Source organism: Bacteroides sp. HF-4919 (genome assembly GCF_018860125.1).
This window is the reverse complement of record NZ_JAHKNF010000005.1, coordinates 229,471-245,550: the sequence shown is the minus strand read 5'-3', so window position 1 is coordinate 245,550 and position 16,080 is coordinate 229,471. Positions and strand designations below refer to the sequence as shown.

The window sequence follows — 16,080 nt, the reverse complement described above, 5'->3', positions numbered from 1 at the left end:
GTTTCCCTCTTCATAGAAGGGGAAACGGAGAATTTGCTTTTCAATACCTTAGTATCATGAATACGATATTTAAAACCACAGGCTTGTGCGTCCTTCTCTTCGCATGTACCCCATGGGCTACCGCACAAAATTTCTCTATCGACTATCCTTCATATCAAAAAAGAAATACCGACGCACTTGAAATCAGCCGGATCGTCCGTAATGACACAGCTACCATTCTGTATATGGATGCTTACTCGCGCCCTAACTATTGGATACGGCTGGCTTCGGGGCTCTCTCTACACGGAGTGCAAAGCGGAAAGAATTACCCTGTCGTCCGATCGCAAGGTTTCGAGCTGGACAAGCAAGTATACATGCCGGCTTCGGGCAATGTGACGTTTATCCTGCAATTTGCCCCTATCGACCCGCAGGACCGGACGATAGACTTTGCAGAAAGCAACAATGAAGAGGACTTCCGGATCGAGGGGATTTGCCTTGACGCATCTGCCCCCCAAAAGAAAGTACACTGCCACCTGACCGGAAAAATGGCAGACCGCCCACAAACCAGCCGCCTGATACTCATAGAAAGCAACAAGAATACGAACGGTACCCCGTGGATTTCGATACCGGTACGCAACGGCATCTTTGAGTACGACTTCTATACCGACCACGAAAAGGCTTACGAACTTATCTGCTGGGACGACCTGCTGAACGGCTGTTGGTATCCGGTCACTTTCTTCGCAGAGAATGGAACGGTATCTTTCACCATATCTCCCATAGACGCACACCCACCCTATCGCATAGAGACCCTCAACCCACTGACCACGGCCCTCCGGCAATTTGAAGCGGAAGGGAAGGATAAGTTCAGTTTCGATGAACTCAACGCACGAAGAGATACGCTCGAGAAATACGGACGTTTTGAAAGCGAAGCCATGCAAGCACTCTGGAAAAAGTTCGATCAGGTGAAAGACAATCCCGAAGAAAAGAACAAGTTCTTCAGAGAAAGGGACCGCCTGGAAGAAAGTGGCGAAGCATTCACAGAAGAAGCAAAAGCACTGATGAAGGAAAGGGAACAACTCTTCCGGAAAAAGACTCTTTGGGAAACGGAACAAGCCTCGCAACACCCTTCGCTGTTAGGACTATTCATCTTGAAAATAAAGGTGGAGAACGCACGGAAAGGCGAAGACGTCACCCCCTATCTGGAAGCATTTCAAAAAGTGTACGCCTCCCGCTATCCCGAACATCCTTATACCCGGGAAATGCAAATGTTTGTCGACAATAACCAGCCCAAAGCGGGAAACCGTTTCATCGACTTCTCCGCTCCCGACCTGAACGGCAACATGGTTCAGTTGTCCGAACAGATCCGGGGCAAAGTGGCTCTGATCGACCTATGGGCCTCCTGGTGTGGTCCGTGCCGTACGGCCTCCAAGCAATTGATTCCCATCTACGAAAAATACAAAGACCGTGGATTCACCGTCATCGGCGTAGCGCGCGAGCAGAACAGCGATATCCGTATGAGAGAAGCCATACGGAAAGACGGTTACCCCTGGCTGAACCTTATCGAACTGAATGATGTTCAACAGATCTGGTCAAAATACCGGATACCGAATGCTGCCGGAGGAACTTTCCTGGTGAACGCCCAAGGAATCATTCTTGCCGTGAACCCTACAGCCGAGGAGGTGGAACACATTCTTCAGAAAGAACTTTAATACCTGTTGCTTATGAAACATCTGATTCTTCTTTCCCTGTTTTTCTGCTCTGTATCTTGCAGCAGCAATGCACAAGAACAGCCCGTCCCTGTCCCGGCGCCCGATACGATATCTGCGCAGAAGATTACACTCCTCTTTGCAGGCGACTTAATGCAGCATCAGGCACAGATAGATGCAGCCCGGACCACCAAGGGATACGACTACACGGACTACTTTAAACTGGTAAAAGAAGAAATCAGTAAAGCAGACATTGCCATCGGCAATCTGGAGGTAACCCTCGGAGGAAAACCTTACCGGGGTTATCCCGCTTTCAGTGCTCCCGACGAATATCTGTCCGCCATAAAAGACGCCGGCTTCGATGTATTGATAACCGCCAATAATCATTGTCTCGACCGAGGCAAAAAAGGGCTGGAACGAACCATCCTGATGCTGGATTCGCTACAAATTCCTTATGCCGGAACTTACACTGACAGTACGGCCCGCGCTTCACGCTATCCACTATTGTTGGAACAGAACGGCTTTCGGATTGCCCTGCTCAACTATACATACGGCACCAACGGCATTAAAGTTTCTCACCCAAACATAGTCAACTACATCGACAAGGCTGTCATGACACGGGACATTGAAGCTGCTAAGGCTCTGCATCCGGATGTATTGATTGCCTGCATGCACTGGGGGATCGAATATCAGTCACTGCCCAATAAGGAGCAGACCTCCCTGGCCGACTGGCTACTTAGTCAAGGAGTCACCCATGTGATCGGCTCCCACCCCCATGTAGTGCAACCCATGGAGCTGCGGACCGATACTCTCACCGGTCGGCAGAATGTAGTCCTCTACTCTTTAGGCAATTTTATTTCGAACATGTCTGCCCGTAAAACAGACGGCGGACTGCTCTTTAAACTCGAATTAATGAAAGACAGCACGGGCATATCTGTCAGTAATTGCGGATATGGTCTGGTATGGACGGCACGCCCCATACTCTCCAAAAAGAAAAATTACGTTTTATATCCCGCAAGTATTCCGACAGACTCTTTATCGGCAGAAGAACGTAACCGCCTGAAAATCTTTATTAATGACACGCGTGAACTCTTCCGCAAGCATAACCGCGGAATTAATGAATACATTTTTTGAAGAAAAAAGTTCGCGAAATGTTTGCAGATTTAAAAAGAATCGCTACCTTTGCATCGCATTTGAGAGAGATGCTAACATGGTGGATGTAGTTCAGTTGGTTAGAGCGTCAGATTGTGGTTCTGAATGTCGCCGGTTCGAGTCCGGTCTTCCACCCAACAAAGAAGAGGAAATTCAATAATGAATTTCCTCTTCTTTGTTATATATCAGGCTTTCCAGAAAATTATGAGGCTGTGTCGAAACTCTTTTCACCACAGAGTATCACAGAGTTTTTTTTACTAATAATCAGTAACTTAAAAACACCTCTGTGTTACTCTGTGTCCTCTGTGGTGAGTTATGACACACCCTCATATAGTCATTAAAATGAAATATATTTTATCATGCCGCATTTAAAAACGCGGCATGACAAACTTATCATCAGGAGATGTAAAGGACAATCCCGGAACAGAACGACGCATATCTTTATAGGCATGTTCTTTAATCAGTGAATAATCTGTAGCATCCAGGGCATAGTAATAATCATCTTTATCTGTCGATAACTTTACAGTCCAATCAAACATATTTCCAAAGATGGTCAACTCATCTTTTGCCGGATCGAAACCGGGGAGAGCTGATTTCACCAAACTTCCATCACTATTGATAACATAAAAATGATGCTTGCTATCAACCATATACCCCAAAGTCCGGCGACTACGGAACTCAGTAATAAACACATATTCCGGCAAGACTCCTTCAGGCAACTGAATAGCTTTCACATACGGACGTCCCTTGGTGCACTTCAGATGGAACAGTTTATGGTTGGCATCTAAAACCAGATATCCCTCATCATAGTCTTTACGGGTAGTCGGATTGCCCGAAGCATAGCTTGCGGGAAAAGCAAACCCTTTCTGAACCAGCATATCCGTAAACAATTTGCTCTTCGCCTCATCTATACGATTCGTCTCCATACGAATAAATTCCATACCTTTATCGGTAAAACGGAATGCATCTTCGGGCATTTTTAAATCCACCCGTTTGGACATGGACTCCATCAGGAAATAAAGTCCTGTCTGGGGAGCATTGATGGCTGACGGCACACTCTTGAAAGTAAAGTTTGTCAATTGAATATCTTTCGGACTAACCGCCTTGCCACAAATGGTATCAGGGAAACGTTCGTCCGCCGTAAGCTGGCGTACATAGAGAGAAGGCAATAAACTGTCCACCTGCTGCTGTGTATATGTATTGCCTTTTGTATCATAGCGGTAAAGTTGCTTATTCTCATCCAGTTGTGTAATAACAAAATCACCAAGTACGGAACTATACATAGTAAAAGGAGCTTTGACAGGCTTCAATGTGAGAAAAGCATAGCACCAAGGCAACTGCCATACAAGCAGGACAGCCACAGTAACATAAAAAAATATTTTGCTGAATCGAATCATGTTTGTTTGATTTTTTAGTAATAAACATTCAGTTAGTCTTGCTTACCGGCCTTGAACCGTACCACAGAAATCCACGAAAGAGAAGCGATAAGCAGCGTATAAAGTGTCAGCCAGGGCAAGAAACTGTTATAAGCCTCCGCTCCCGGAGCCAGAAAGTAGACACGGAAAATCAATGCCGCAATAATCAGATTCAAAACCCTGCGTTTCCATGTGGGCTCCAGGCAAATCCATGAAACAAGCAGATAACCGGCAAATCCGGCAAGGAACCATGGAGCTGCAGATAATAAGATACGCTGCACCAACTCACTTGTAAAATGTTGTGGCAGATAAACTCCCATAATAATAAAACTCATAGCAAAACAGGTAACCAGTGCAAGTACACCATAAGCTAACATCGACATGACCATCTTCTTCTGTGAATAAGGCAAATGCAAAGTAAGTTTCAAACACTTACGTTGCATCTCGGGAAAAAACTGTACGGCAGCAAGCAAGATACCGATAAGTAAAGGGACAAATTGCAACAAATCAATAAATATAGCATCCTTCTGAACCATTACCACCCATAAATGATCGATTCCCTGTATGGCAATGGTGCGGCCAATACGAAGCATGGAATATCCTGTGATTCCTATCATAAAAAGAGTTGCCAGCAACAAATACCAACGCGTTTTTATCCACTCTTTATAAAATATGGCTTGTATCATATTTCTTCTATTTATTTACATATTAATACTTTCCGGTAAGACCGATAAAGGCATCTTCCAGACTTACATTTTCGTGCTGCAAACCAGTAAAGGGAACTTGACTTTCCTTCAATAGTTTCTCCACATCCATGGGAGGCAAAAAAGAATACGTCTCCAAGGTCTGACGGATGACAGCCGGATGATAGCAAGTTTCCGGCAACTGAGGCTGATAACCCTCGGGCACAGCACAAGTATATCTTCTCAGCTCTTTCATCAACGTTTCAATAGGTTGTTGAATAAGGATAGAGCCATAATCCATAATAATACAATCATCAATCAACCGCTCCATATCCTGAATAATATGGGAAGTCAGGAAAACAGTCTTGTTCTCGGAACGGGCATAGTCACGCAAATAATCCACAAAAAGGCGGCGATAACCCGGATCAAGTCCTAAAGAGAAATCATCCAGAATCAACAACTCCGGATTTTGTGCCAGGATCAGTCCCAATGCCACTTGCGAACGCTGTCCGTTCGACATTCTTGAGATACGTTGCCCCGGAGCTACCTTCAGTTTATTCATCAAGTCATAATAAGCCTCCTTTTTCCATTGTCCCGGATAAAAAGAAGCATAAAACTTTTCTATCTGTGTGATATTCATAAACTGATATTGAACATGACCTTCCAGCAATAAGCCGATATTCCTGCGTAAAGCAGGGTCCATGGTCTGAATGTTCTCACCAAAGATGCGACATTCGCCCGAACGTGGCTGAAGATAACCGCTCAATATATTAATGGTTGTCGTTTTCCCTGTGCCATTTTTACCCAACAATCCCAAGATACGCCCTTGAGGTACTTCAAAACTCAAGTTCTCATAAATTTTACGTTGACCGTAATAATGAGTCAGGTTCTTACATTCTATAATTGCACTCATGCTTTATAAATCATTTTTCGTTTGTTATTAGAAACACGTCAGGAAAAGAATAGGAATCAGAATACCGGCCACCAACTCGACTCCCCCTCTGCCCCACAATCCTTTAGGACCTTTTATCATCACCATACCGCTGACAGTGATAATAATCAGACAGACAGCAAAGGCATCGGCAAACCAAGTCCACCACTTGCCCGGATTGAAATGGAGTTGTACCATGGAAGAGATCAGCGGACGGCGCTTCACCCCCTCGTAGACAGCATCTTTTGTCCGGGTATTAATCACCAGACTTGAACCTCCTTTCAGAAAAACCTTAATCCGATCCGGTTTCGGATAATAATATTTAGTAAAATTTCCGGCTTCGTCCAGTGGTTCCAACAAAGCCAAAATCATCTTCTCATTGACTTTATTCTTGTCCGACAGGTCCTCTGTTATTTTATATTCCGTTCGTGTCACTGTATAATGGGGATTTATGCTATCCCTATGGTTCATTACGATACCCGAAATAGCATAAATCAAAATCATTCCTGCAAAGAAGAAAGACAGATCACGGTGGATAATCCGGCTCCATTTGCGGAATGCAGCACCTTTATTCTGCGATCTCATAAGAACTGGCTTCCATATAGTAGAATGACAGATAATCTTTTCCGGTAGCAGCTTTTCTTTCTGCTATCTTTGCGCGAAAGTCTGCAATACGGGCTTCAGGAGTGTTGGCTGTTTCGCCGCGTGCTTTTTTTTCCGAATCACATCCGGCAGCAGTTTCTCCATGAGATTTTTCGGTCTGGGCTTTCAGTTTAGCTTCCCAGTTTTGCAAGTAAGCTTCATCTACCCGCTGTTCCTTTAACGTTCCGGTCACTGTGACAATGGCATTGATACATTTGGTGTCAAACGAACCCAAAGGTCCGGCTTCCACACGAATCGTTTTAGTATCATCACTGCCCATCAGGAATATTTTTGTAGCTCCGTGCTTGCAGGTATGTGTGCAGATTCCTTCTATAGTCACCTCCCGGTTAGCCAGTGAATCGGCATGCGCCAGCAGGTTATCGACGCTCAATGCCGCCGGAGCCGCCTGCTCCGTTTTTTCGGACTGACTCTGTTTGTTACTGTTTCCACAAGAAGTAGTAGTTACTAAAGCTGCCATTAAGGTTGCAGCGACCATAAACTTAATTTTCATATGCTAACTGTTTTTATTTTTTCAGAAAAAGATGCCCAGTGAACAAGCGGCATACTGGGCCGTTCCGCATTTTTTATAATATGCAGTCTGCCATTGAACAGACAAAGACAGGTTATACTGTTTCATGATAGGATAATCCCCTTGCAGACGAATCCCTACCATACTGTAGCTATCAGATAAATAGTCAATATTCGCCAACAAAGTCTGGGCGGAAGACTTCGCGGCATCCAATCCCGGTAAAGAATATTCAGCCGATAAATTGGCATAATATCCACCGTTAGCTTCTGCGGTCAATCGCAGTTGCCTCTTCTGATACTGCAAACGGGCACGCAAAGAACTCTCCAGAGCAGACAGGTGAACAAACCGGGATACGGCGTTGTAATCCGTCTCCAACCGATGGTAGATTATGTTTGGAACAATTGCTCCTCCCCATACACCTTTATCGGTCAAAAGCTTCTCCCACAAACCACTTACGGCAATCCGACTATTCGTGACCTTCATTCCCGGAGATGTGCTGATTAATGCTCCATAGGAGCTTCCGCCCGCCTCTCCGTAAATATTCTCCGTTCCTTTACGGACTGTATAGCCTGCATCCAGTTTCACTGCAAGGTGTTCTGCCTGCTGAAGTTCCCGCATCCAAGTCACGTTCCCTTTCAAATCAGTCGTATTCAATTCCAGCAAAGTGAGATTATTGGCATTGCTCAATTTCTTGTCCATCGACATACGGTCAATTGAGACTGTGGCCGATATCCCCTTCTCCGTATCAGCCGGCAGAATGCCTATGCTTCCTCCCCACCGGGTGCCTTGATGCTTCGTTCCGGTCTGGTTTCCGGCAAAACGCACATAATCCATGCCCAATCCCAACATATGGTATACCGAAGTGGAACCTTTATCTGCAAGGAATGAAATCTCACTTTTCTGTTGATAAAGCCGGAAATCTGCGGAAACTCCCAAACGATATGTCCCCAGACGATATCCTGCTCCCAAAGCCAAAGAGAGATCGGAAGCTGTATTACGCGGACGCGGATCTTTATCCCGATAATTATGAGACGCCCTGTAACCACCGGTGATTCCCCACGTCCAGGAACCCGACTCACTGGCGTAACCTCCATTGAAATAATAAGTTTCTCCTTTCAGGAAACCGCCAATGGAATCACCGGTCACGTAAGGAGCGATCAGTTTCCAGTCTATATTCTCATTCCATAACACATTCTCCTGCTTCTCACTTCTGTATCCTGCTGAACCGAATACACGATCACGTTCCGAAAGAATGACGAAGGAGTTGACATCTACCCCGATACGGGTATCCTTATCACCTTCCTGTTTCAAAGATGCTTTTCCTTTATCATGATAAGCTCCATTTACGTCCAGCCTTGTCCATGTATACGGAGTATAGTAATAATAAAGTGCCGGATTCCGCCATACCTCACCACGAAATCCGGTCGCGAATGAAGCGGTACGGATCACCTTATCGGACAGGGAGAGTGTGTCGGCAGTCTGCCCGAAGGCTTCCTGCCGACTCTCCACAAATAAAGCAATCAGCAACGTAATGATAATTCGGATTCGCATCATGAATAATAAAGATTTATATATCAATAGGATGGATTCAATTATTTGTTAAACAGGCTCGGAGTAGCCGCAGGTGTGAAATCAACAGTAGAGTTATTTGTATCCTGCAATACTTCCCGATCACCATCCTTATAGGCAGCTTTACGCATTACGCACTTTCCGATGTTTTCTGCAACGGTATTGTTCACACCAATATAAGTATGCCCCATATCCAACCCGGTAGAGGTAACATTCCACTGCCATTCATTGGAAGCACCTACATTTACAGCATCAATCACCCATTCATTGGGGAACTTATATTTGCTTTGCGGCTTACTGGCTGTTCCATTTTGCATGATATACGTATAGTTGTATGCATAGTCTGAAATATACTTTTCTTTAGTCATGCCTTTGGGTAATCTGCCGATAGCATAGGCGCGATTTCCCTGTTTATTCAACACCCAGATAGTTTTGGAATAACAATAATAAACATCCAGATTGGGAACAGCCGGATTATCCACATCTTGCTTCGATTCAATATACCACTCAAAATTGGCTTTACTTAAATCTATAGAATTCGGATTAGCCTCTTTATGATTGATCGCATTGTCACAAAGGATAAAGGACTCTCCCGGTTGTACCGGATAATCTGTTCCGCTGCCCGGCACCGCTACAACAGAGCCTACCGCAATAGCTTCATTCATAATATCCGGATCTACCGACTGATATTTCTGGGTAGTTTGGAATTGTGATTCCATAAATATCAATCCATCCGCATACAAAACTTTATCCGAGTTATTATAGATACGTACATACTGGTCGCCATTATATTGCTTGCCTGCTTCATTATAGGTTCCGGGAATAAATATCTCGGCAATCACAAAATCGGGGTCACCTGTATTGAGTACATGAACTTTCAGTTCCAACTTGTATGACCCTCCGGATACGGCCACATTCTGTTGCACTCCCTGTACATCGACTTCCACCGGAGTTCCATTCAGTGAGTAAGTTCCCTTACCAATGAAAGTTACATTATACAACCCGTCCGCCAATTCAATACTTTGAGCCGGATAGGCAATGTCTGTCTTGACAGATGTATTTACATTTTCAAAAGTATAGGTCCCACCGGTCAGTTGCAGACCCTCGATGGTTGTATCTACAGTAGTGGTAATACCTACAGTGGATATGCTCACTTTATCATCATCACTACATGCGGTAAATCCCAGCATTGTCGCAAAAAGGATTGCGATTGTCAATTGATTCTTTTTCATCTTCATTTCTATTTTGTTTTATTATTCATTTACTAAAAAGTCAAGTTCATTTCCATGCCGAAATAAGGCGATTCGGACGTTCTCCGTTGCAGTACGCCCCGTAACGTATAATCAGGATAAATACCCAAAAGCCGGTTTACATAAAAAGCCAGATTCAGATACTTACCGATCCGTTTACTCGCCTTCAGATTGATATCCATATAAAAAGGCACAGTAGTACGCTCAAAATAAGTGGCTGAATATTTCTCCACCAGATGCTGTAACTGAATATTGTTTTTATCTTCTTCACGAAACGGATGCGTTTCACCGGATTGATCGATATAGCTTACCGGCACGCCGTTATTCCACAAGTTCCGTCTGTTGGTATACCAAGTGCATTGTGCCGACGTGGAGAAAGTAAGCCCCAAACGCTGTATATAGGTATCAAACATAAAGTTCGTATTGAATGCCTGGCTTTCTGTTCCGTTGTCCCCATTATACAACCCCACATATTTCAACTGTTTGTTGTCCAACAATATAGAAGAGGCCTTATATTTGGGAGAGTCCGAATTATAAACTGTCTTTATCCAGGCTCCATACATAGTGACGCGGGTCTTGAGCGATTCGATTCGTTTGGAAGCGAACTGAAACTCCACTCCTTCTTTACGCACCTTCATTACATTGCCTTGTGTGGAATACACATCCAGATTATATTCATTTGCATAAGTCAACTGAGAAAGTTGGGGAGGAGCCGTCAAAGCTGAGCCGTCGATACTTGCAGGATCATATAGCTTATACGCCAATGATTTATAATAAGTGATATCATCAAAAGCATTGTTCATCCGTTCGCGGAAATAAGTCATCGACAGACGGTTTCCCTTATAGCTGACGTCGGCCCGCACTTCCCATTTCATGTTACGTGCCGGTTCCAACTGATAGTTTGTATTATCCCATTTATACGTCATCATATTGATACGGCGATAATCCGGGTTAGTATGGTAATAATTCAGCTGGATCAAGTCTACATACTTAAAATCCGGATATAGCTGTGCGGTGGTCGGCATACGGCTGATCCAGCCCAAACCTCCCGAAAAGGCAACATTCCATCCGTTTGATACCGGCAAACTCCATTGCAAGTCCAGACGGAGATCGGGATATATCTTACCCTGCATCTTATATTTAGTGTCCAGCCCCAATAAGGACTGCAAGCGGATACCGGCCGTAAAAGCCAATTTATGTCTATTTACAGGAAGATTCAACACCTCCTCGGCATAGAAGGCGAAAGGTTGCAGCCCCGGTATGTCCTTAAAACAGCGCGGACGTGTACTCAAACTTTCACTGATGGGTCGTGTCACATCGAATACCTGGCCTTCTCCCAAATTCTTCTGATAATTCCATTCCACCCCTATATTCATTGCATTTTGCAGCATCCCCAGTGGAAAAGCCAATTGCGTACGGGCAGAAGCCGTAACATATAAAGGTTTACCGTCAATCTCCATCTGCGCCACATAATTATAGGGCAGATAGATGCCATCAGATTCTCCGGTCTCTGTCTGAGTAGCAATAGCGGCCGGACGATTCAGAGACACAGATTTCGTTTCACGCATCTTCTCCCACTGCCAACTGACAGAAGTTGCCGCGCTAATCTCACGAATCCACGAATGGTTAGGGAATTTCAGGTTCCATTTTCCTGCCATCTTCAAACTGCTGAAGTCTGATTTATAAGAGTCCTCCTTTACGGTTGCATCTTTATCCCGCTTCGCATCATCAAACGATCCGGTATAGTCGGTACTGATATTCCAATGAATATTATGTTCATTCCATAACCATTTTCCATCCAGACGGGTGGAGGCTGTGAGACGGGTATAGTTTTTCACGCTGTTGCGCGGATCTATTTTTGAATCCAGATAGCTCAAATCGGCATTCAAAACATAACGTCCGTTCCCGTCCAACCGGAATCCTTTGCCCACTGAAAACAGTTTGCTGGTCTTATCAGCCTTGAAGCGTGCAGATAACGGACTTTCGCTGGTTTTACGCTGGATAATCACAGCGCCGTTTGCCACGTTACCATAAGCTACAGAGGGAATACCACGAATGATCTCCACCTTTTCAATATTATCAGTCGGAATGGTACGCATATCCAGTCCCTTTGACATCGTACTCGTCGCATTTACAGCAGAAGTGCTACTCGGCATATACTGCAGATTGGCATCCGTATTCTGAAAAATACCATCAATGTAAAATCCAACTCCCAATGAAGAGATATCTTCCGTCTTACCCGTTTCACGTATACGAATCAGATTGGCCTGTCCCATCTGAGGATCAGCCGATTTTCCTCCGGGTATCAGTTCCATCAAATCACTGAAACTGCTGGGTTGAAGATGTTTCATGGCAGTACGGTCGACTATGGAAGCACTGGTAGCACGCTTTGATTCGGAAGCAGTCACTACCACTTCGTTCAACGCCATGTTTGAGGGCTTTAAATGAAAGATTTCTGAAGTATTTCCAAGCACTTTAATCTCTTTTTCGGTAGAATCATACCCTAAATAAGATACGACGATCCGATAGGTCCCGGGCTTGATATGAAGAAGTTCAAAATGTCCGTTTGCATCTGTTATTCCGCCATAAGCAAACTGTTTCTCCACAAACAACTGAATGGTGGCATAATCCAATGCTTTATGAGTTTGTTCATCCAATACAGTACCCCGGAATACAAACGTCTGCCCCCACGCACGAGACACATTACAGCAAATTATAAATAAAAAAAGTATATATGCAATTTTACGAATCATCTCACCTTCTATTAGCTCGCAAAAGTACAATATACCCACAGCGGGGACAATACCAAAATTTAGGTATAATATTGTATCTATATGCAAACATAATACCTACATTTAGTTGTTTTACCTAATCTTTATCAATGCAAAATCACTTTTGATGAAATCCTTCCATTACAGGATTACCATTCTGGTATTAGTTATGACTCATTTTTATTTACTGTCCTAATCTTCCTCCAAACACGTTTATATATAGATAACATCCGGTCAAATGCGGGACGTTCCTATTTCGGCTTACCTCACAGGAATCTTGATCCAATATATACCCCTATGAAATAACAATATATGAAACGCCCCTTAACAATATATGTAATCGGAATAACATATATTGTTAAGGGGCGTTTCGTGTATTCTACCCGACAGGTAGGATACAAAGTGTTTAAAGTCTGTTCAGGTGATTCTTACCTGTCGACCGCACACTCGGATTTCCTTTGTATGAAATTTCACCGCTTCCTTGAATATTAGTCACAAGTGTCTTTGTAGCTACACAGGTAATATCTCCGGAACCGTTGACACGGGCTGTTACATTCTCTGCATCCAACTTACGCGCATTAAGTTCTCCCGACCTGCTCAGCACCAGTGTGGCATCGCGGGTAGAACCGGACAGAGTCATATCACCCGAACCGGCCAATTGTGCAGCTACATTATTGGCACGGATACCCAATACATCCATATCACCCGATCCGCTCAATTTTGCCGTTACGGTCGATGTGGTATAAGCACTTCTTACTTTCAGATCACCTGATCCCTGAAGCATTGCACTGATTTCGCTCCCGGTAACACCGACAACATTCAAGTCACCCGAACCCTGCAAAGTCAGACTCACACTTTTAGCACGAATCTGTCCTTTCACATCAATATCTCCGGAACCTTTCAACAAAGCAGAAAAATCACCATTGCATGTTACATCTCCCGCAACGATGTCTCCCGAACCGGCCAATGATACCTCAAGTTCTTCTGCCTTCAGATTACCTAAATAGATATCGCCCGACCCCTGAAGGAAAGCACTTCTTAAAGACGGACTGGAAACCAGGACTTTCAGCCGTCCCGCTTTACCATAAGAAATATTAGTATGTGGCTTCATATTCACTATCAGCGTACTTCCTTCTACCCGGCATTCTATCAAATCAACCAGATTGTCCGATCCTGTAACCTGAACCTTGGTTCCTCCCGACGACTGTGTGTATTCAATGGTCGGACTTCCTTTCAGCTGAATCCGGTCGAATCCCGACACTTTAACGTTCTTCGTTATGTATTTACCACTTGCCACAATCGCTCCTTGGGCACTTACCAACGTTGCCGACATCAACAAAGACAGAAAAAGAAATGCACTGATCCCTCTCTTACGAATTGTTTTCATATTCATTCTATTTTTTGATTATAGCTATTAGACGTAACAAGTATCCGGAACGTTGCACAGAAACCTGTATTTCTTGCAAAAAAACGGATGGTTGCTTTCCTTAATACAGTTCCAAACCGAACTCTTCCTTCAGTTGCAACAATGCGCTGTTCTTTTGTGCCATCATCTGGAATTTTTCCACACGGCTGACGGCACGTACATTCTCCGTCGCTTCGCTGACACGAACGGTCATTGTCACTTTGCGGTTCTTTAATGAACCACGCAAATATGCTTGTATGTTGGGAATCAGTGCCGTGAAATCTTTCGCAATGATTTCATTGTCTACCACCACCTCAAAAGTCGTATCATTGAGCAATGACAGACGCATGTTCTGCATACGCATGGCAATCGCTTTCTGTTCTATCGGCATACGTCCGGCGTATTCCTGCCAGTAATAATTCAAATCGCGTTCATTGAAGATGAAATCTTCTTCAATCTGCTGTGTTTGCACCTGGACAGTATGGACCGCTCCCGATCCCTGCTGCTCTTCCTCCTTCTGAGGATGCTTGATGGAAAGTCCGAGACTGGATTTCTTCATCACAGGAATCTTCTTTTCTTCTTTAAACTGCGCCATCCGTACCGCATCGGGCATAGCTCCCGGTGGAGAAACCGCTCCGCCCGGACGTATGTTGACAGCCGGAGAGGCAGTGGCTTGCTGGGGCGCAACCTGCGGAGCAGCAGGTGCAGCGACATTCGTACTCTGAGATTGCGAAGCGGCAGGTGCTACCTGAGGCTGCTGTGCAGCGGCAGGTTGCGTGAAGACGGGTTTTATGGCTTGTTTAGGGCCACGCCCACCACTGCCGTCATCCCCCTCAACGGTAAGCTGAGCAACCTGTATCAAGGTCAGTTCCACCAACAGACGTTTATTTTTGCTGGCGCGATAGTTCATATCACAATCGTTGCAAAGTTTCATGGCCCGGTACAGGAACGGCAATGTGCACTTCTGTGCCTGCTCCTGATAACGTTGGCGGATACTGGCACCTACCTCAAGCAACTGGAGTGTAGCAGCATCTTTGCTCACCAACAAATCACGGAAGTGTGATGAAAGTCCGGTGATGAAATGGCTACCGTCGAATCCTTTGTTCAGTACATCGTTGAACAATAGTAAAGCATCACTTACCTTATTTTCAAGGAAGCAGTCTGTCAGGCGGAAATAGTATTCATAATCCAGCACATTAAGATTCTCAATCACACTCTTGTAGGTGATATTACCTCCGGTGAAACTTACTACCTGGTCGAAAATGGAAAGTGCATCACGCATACCTCCATCCGCTTTGAGCGCAATCACGTTCAAGGCTTCAGGTTCGGCTGTGATTCCTTCTTTCGATGCCACATAAGACAGATGATTCACGGTATCATCCACACTGATACGGTTAAAATCGTAAATCTGACAACGCGACAAAATGGTGGGAAGGATTTTATGCTTCTCCGTTGTAGCCAAAATGAAAATGGCATGGCGGGGAGGTTCTTCCAATGTCTTCAGAAAGGCGTTGAAAGCCGAGGCCGACAGCATGTGTACCTCGTCAATGATATACACTTTATACTTACCTATCTGTGGCGGAATACGCACCTGTTCCACCAGTTGGCGGATATCGTCTACCGAGTTGTTGGACGCCGCATCCAGTTCATGAATGTTGTACGAGCGTTGCTCGTTGAAAGCGACACACGACTCACATTCGTTGCAGGCTTCGCCATCTGCCGTAAGATTCATACAGTTGATGGTCTTGGCAAAAATACGTGCACAAGTAGTTTTACCCACTCCGCGCGGTCCGCAGAACAGATAAGCATGCGCCAGTTTCTGGGTGGCGATAGCATTTTTCAGTGTAGTGGTCAGTGCCCGTTGCCCCACGACCGACTCAAAGGTGGAAGGACGATACTTACGGGCGGATACGATATAGTTTTCCATATTCCGGATGATCTCTGTTTTTTGAGTTTGTGCAAATGTACGCAAAAAAGTGCAAGGAGAAAAAAGGAAGCGGAATAAGTTTTAGAGCGGAAATGCTACGTTTTAAGTTATTAGTTTTATC

General features: G+C 44.7%; 12 protein-coding genes and 1 tRNA gene. 3 read left to right on the top strand and 10 right to left on the bottom strand.

From position 1 onward, the window contains the following. Window positions 1–56: 56 nt before the first annotated feature. The 3 genes from KO473_RS10840 (at window position 57) to KO473_RS10830 (ending at window position 2,973) form a co-directional block, all read left to right on the top strand. Window positions 57–1,688, top strand: coding sequence for a TlpA disulfide reductase family protein (locus tag KO473_RS10840; RefSeq protein ID WP_032541720.1), 1,632 nt, complete (start codon window positions 57–59; stop codon window positions 1,686–1,688). Between the two features lie 12 nt (window positions 1,689–1,700). Further along, a complete protein-coding gene (locus KO473_RS10835; RefSeq protein WP_005780417.1) occupies window positions 1,701–2,819 on the top strand; it encodes a CapA family protein in 1,119 nt (372 codons plus the stop codon). A 78-nt stretch (window positions 2,820–2,897) separates the two neighbouring features. Next, window positions 2,898–2,973, top strand: a tRNA-His gene (locus KO473_RS10830). A gap of 232 nt (window positions 2,974–3,205) precedes the next feature. Here KO473_RS10830 and KO473_RS10825 read toward each other — a convergent pair. From KO473_RS10825 to KO473_RS10780, 10 genes are all read right to left on the bottom strand, one after another. After that, the gene (locus KO473_RS10825; RefSeq protein WP_005780419.1) at window positions 3,206–4,234 is read right to left on the bottom strand and encodes a DUF4857 domain-containing protein; all 1,029 of its coding nucleotides are present in this window, start codon (window positions 4,232–4,234) and stop codon (window positions 3,206–3,208) included. 32 nt (window positions 4,235–4,266) lie between these two features. Continuing rightward, complete coding sequence (locus KO473_RS10820) at window positions 4,267–4,938, bottom strand: hypothetical protein (RefSeq protein WP_005807545.1); 672 nt, start codon at window positions 4,936–4,938, stop codon at window positions 4,267–4,269. Window positions 4,939–4,960: 22 nt separating this feature from the next. Further along, a complete protein-coding gene (locus KO473_RS10815) occupies window positions 4,961–5,848 on the bottom strand; it encodes an ABC transporter ATP-binding protein (protein WP_005780422.1) in 888 nt (295 codons plus the stop codon). A gap of 27 nt (window positions 5,849–5,875) precedes the next feature. Next, window positions 5,876–6,451 (bottom strand): PepSY-associated TM helix domain-containing protein, encoded by a 576-nt coding sequence (locus tag KO473_RS10810; RefSeq protein ID WP_005807549.1) that lies wholly within the window; start codon window positions 6,449–6,451, stop codon window positions 5,876–5,878. Next, window positions 6,435–7,019: a hypothetical protein gene (locus tag KO473_RS10805; RefSeq protein ID WP_005807551.1), complete on the bottom strand. Its 585-nt coding sequence runs from the start codon at window positions 7,017–7,019 to the stop codon at window positions 6,435–6,437. The genes KO473_RS10810 and KO473_RS10805 overlap by 17 nt, the downstream gene beginning before the upstream one ends. Window positions 7,020–7,040: 21 nt before the next feature. Continuing rightward, window positions 7,041–8,591 (bottom strand): DUF6850 family outer membrane beta-barrel protein, encoded by a 1,551-nt coding sequence (locus KO473_RS10800; RefSeq protein WP_181996016.1) that lies wholly within the window; start codon window positions 8,589–8,591, stop codon window positions 7,041–7,043. A 38-nt stretch (window positions 8,592–8,629) separates the two neighbouring features. Next, entirely contained in the window at window positions 8,630–9,844 is a 1,215-nt protein-coding gene (locus tag KO473_RS10795) for a DUF4876 domain-containing protein (RefSeq protein WP_005821116.1), read from the bottom strand. A 26-nt stretch (window positions 9,845–9,870) separates the two neighbouring features. Then, window positions 9,871–12,609 (bottom strand): carboxypeptidase-like regulatory domain-containing protein, encoded by a 2,739-nt coding sequence (locus KO473_RS10790; protein WP_032537528.1) that lies wholly within the window; start codon window positions 12,607–12,609, stop codon window positions 9,871–9,873. A 424-nt stretch (window positions 12,610–13,033) separates the two neighbouring features. Then, the gene (locus KO473_RS10785; protein WP_032537668.1) at window positions 13,034–14,014 is read right to left on the bottom strand and encodes a head GIN domain-containing protein; all 981 of its coding nucleotides are present in this window, start codon (window positions 14,012–14,014) and stop codon (window positions 13,034–13,036) included. 100 nt (window positions 14,015–14,114) lie between these two features. Continuing rightward, entirely contained in the window at window positions 14,115–15,959 is a 1,845-nt protein-coding gene (locus KO473_RS10780) for a DNA polymerase III subunit gamma/tau (protein ID WP_005821122.1), read from the bottom strand. Window positions 15,960–16,080: the final 121 nt, after the last annotated feature.

Bases quoted from the DNA above. Each gene is read 5' to 3' on its own strand.
- KO473_RS10810 (WP_005807549.1), bottom strand. From the start codon at position 6,451: ATGAGATCGCAGAATAAAGGTGCTGCATTCCGCAAATGGAGCCGGATT.
- KO473_RS10815 (WP_005780422.1), bottom strand. From the start codon at position 5,848: ATGAGTGCAATTATAGAATGTAAGAACCTGACTCATTATTACGGTCAA.
- KO473_RS10785 (WP_032537668.1), bottom strand. From the start codon at position 14,014: ATGAAAACAATTCGTAAGAGAGGGATCAGTGCATTTCTTTTTCTGTCT.
- KO473_RS10820 (WP_005807545.1), bottom strand. From the start codon at position 4,938: ATGATACAAGCCATATTTTATAAAGAGTGGATAAAAACGCGTTGGTAT.
- KO473_RS10840 (WP_032541720.1), top strand. From the start codon at position 57: ATGAATACGATATTTAAAACCACAGGCTTGTGCGTCCTTCTCTTCGCA.
- KO473_RS10835 (WP_005780417.1), top strand. From the start codon at position 1,701: ATGAAACATCTGATTCTTCTTTCCCTGTTTTTCTGCTCTGTATCTTGC.
- KO473_RS10805 (WP_005807551.1), bottom strand. From the start codon at position 7,019: ATGAAAATTAAGTTTATGGTCGCTGCAACCTTAATGGCAGCTTTAGTA.
- KO473_RS10790 (WP_032537528.1), bottom strand. From the start codon at position 12,609: ATGATTCGTAAAATTGCATATATACTTTTTTTATTTATAATTTGCTGT.
- KO473_RS10795 (WP_005821116.1), bottom strand. From the start codon at position 9,844: ATGAAGATGAAAAAGAATCAATTGACAATCGCAATCCTTTTTGCGACA.
- KO473_RS10800 (WP_181996016.1), bottom strand. From the start codon at position 8,591: ATGATGCGAATCCGAATTATCATTACGTTGCTGATTGCTTTATTTGTG.
- KO473_RS10825 (WP_005780419.1), bottom strand. From the start codon at position 4,234: ATGATTCGATTCAGCAAAATATTTTTTTATGTTACTGTGGCTGTCCTG.
- KO473_RS10780 (WP_005821122.1), bottom strand. From the start codon at position 15,959: ATGGAAAACTATATCGTATCCGCCCGTAAGTATCGTCCTTCCACCTTT.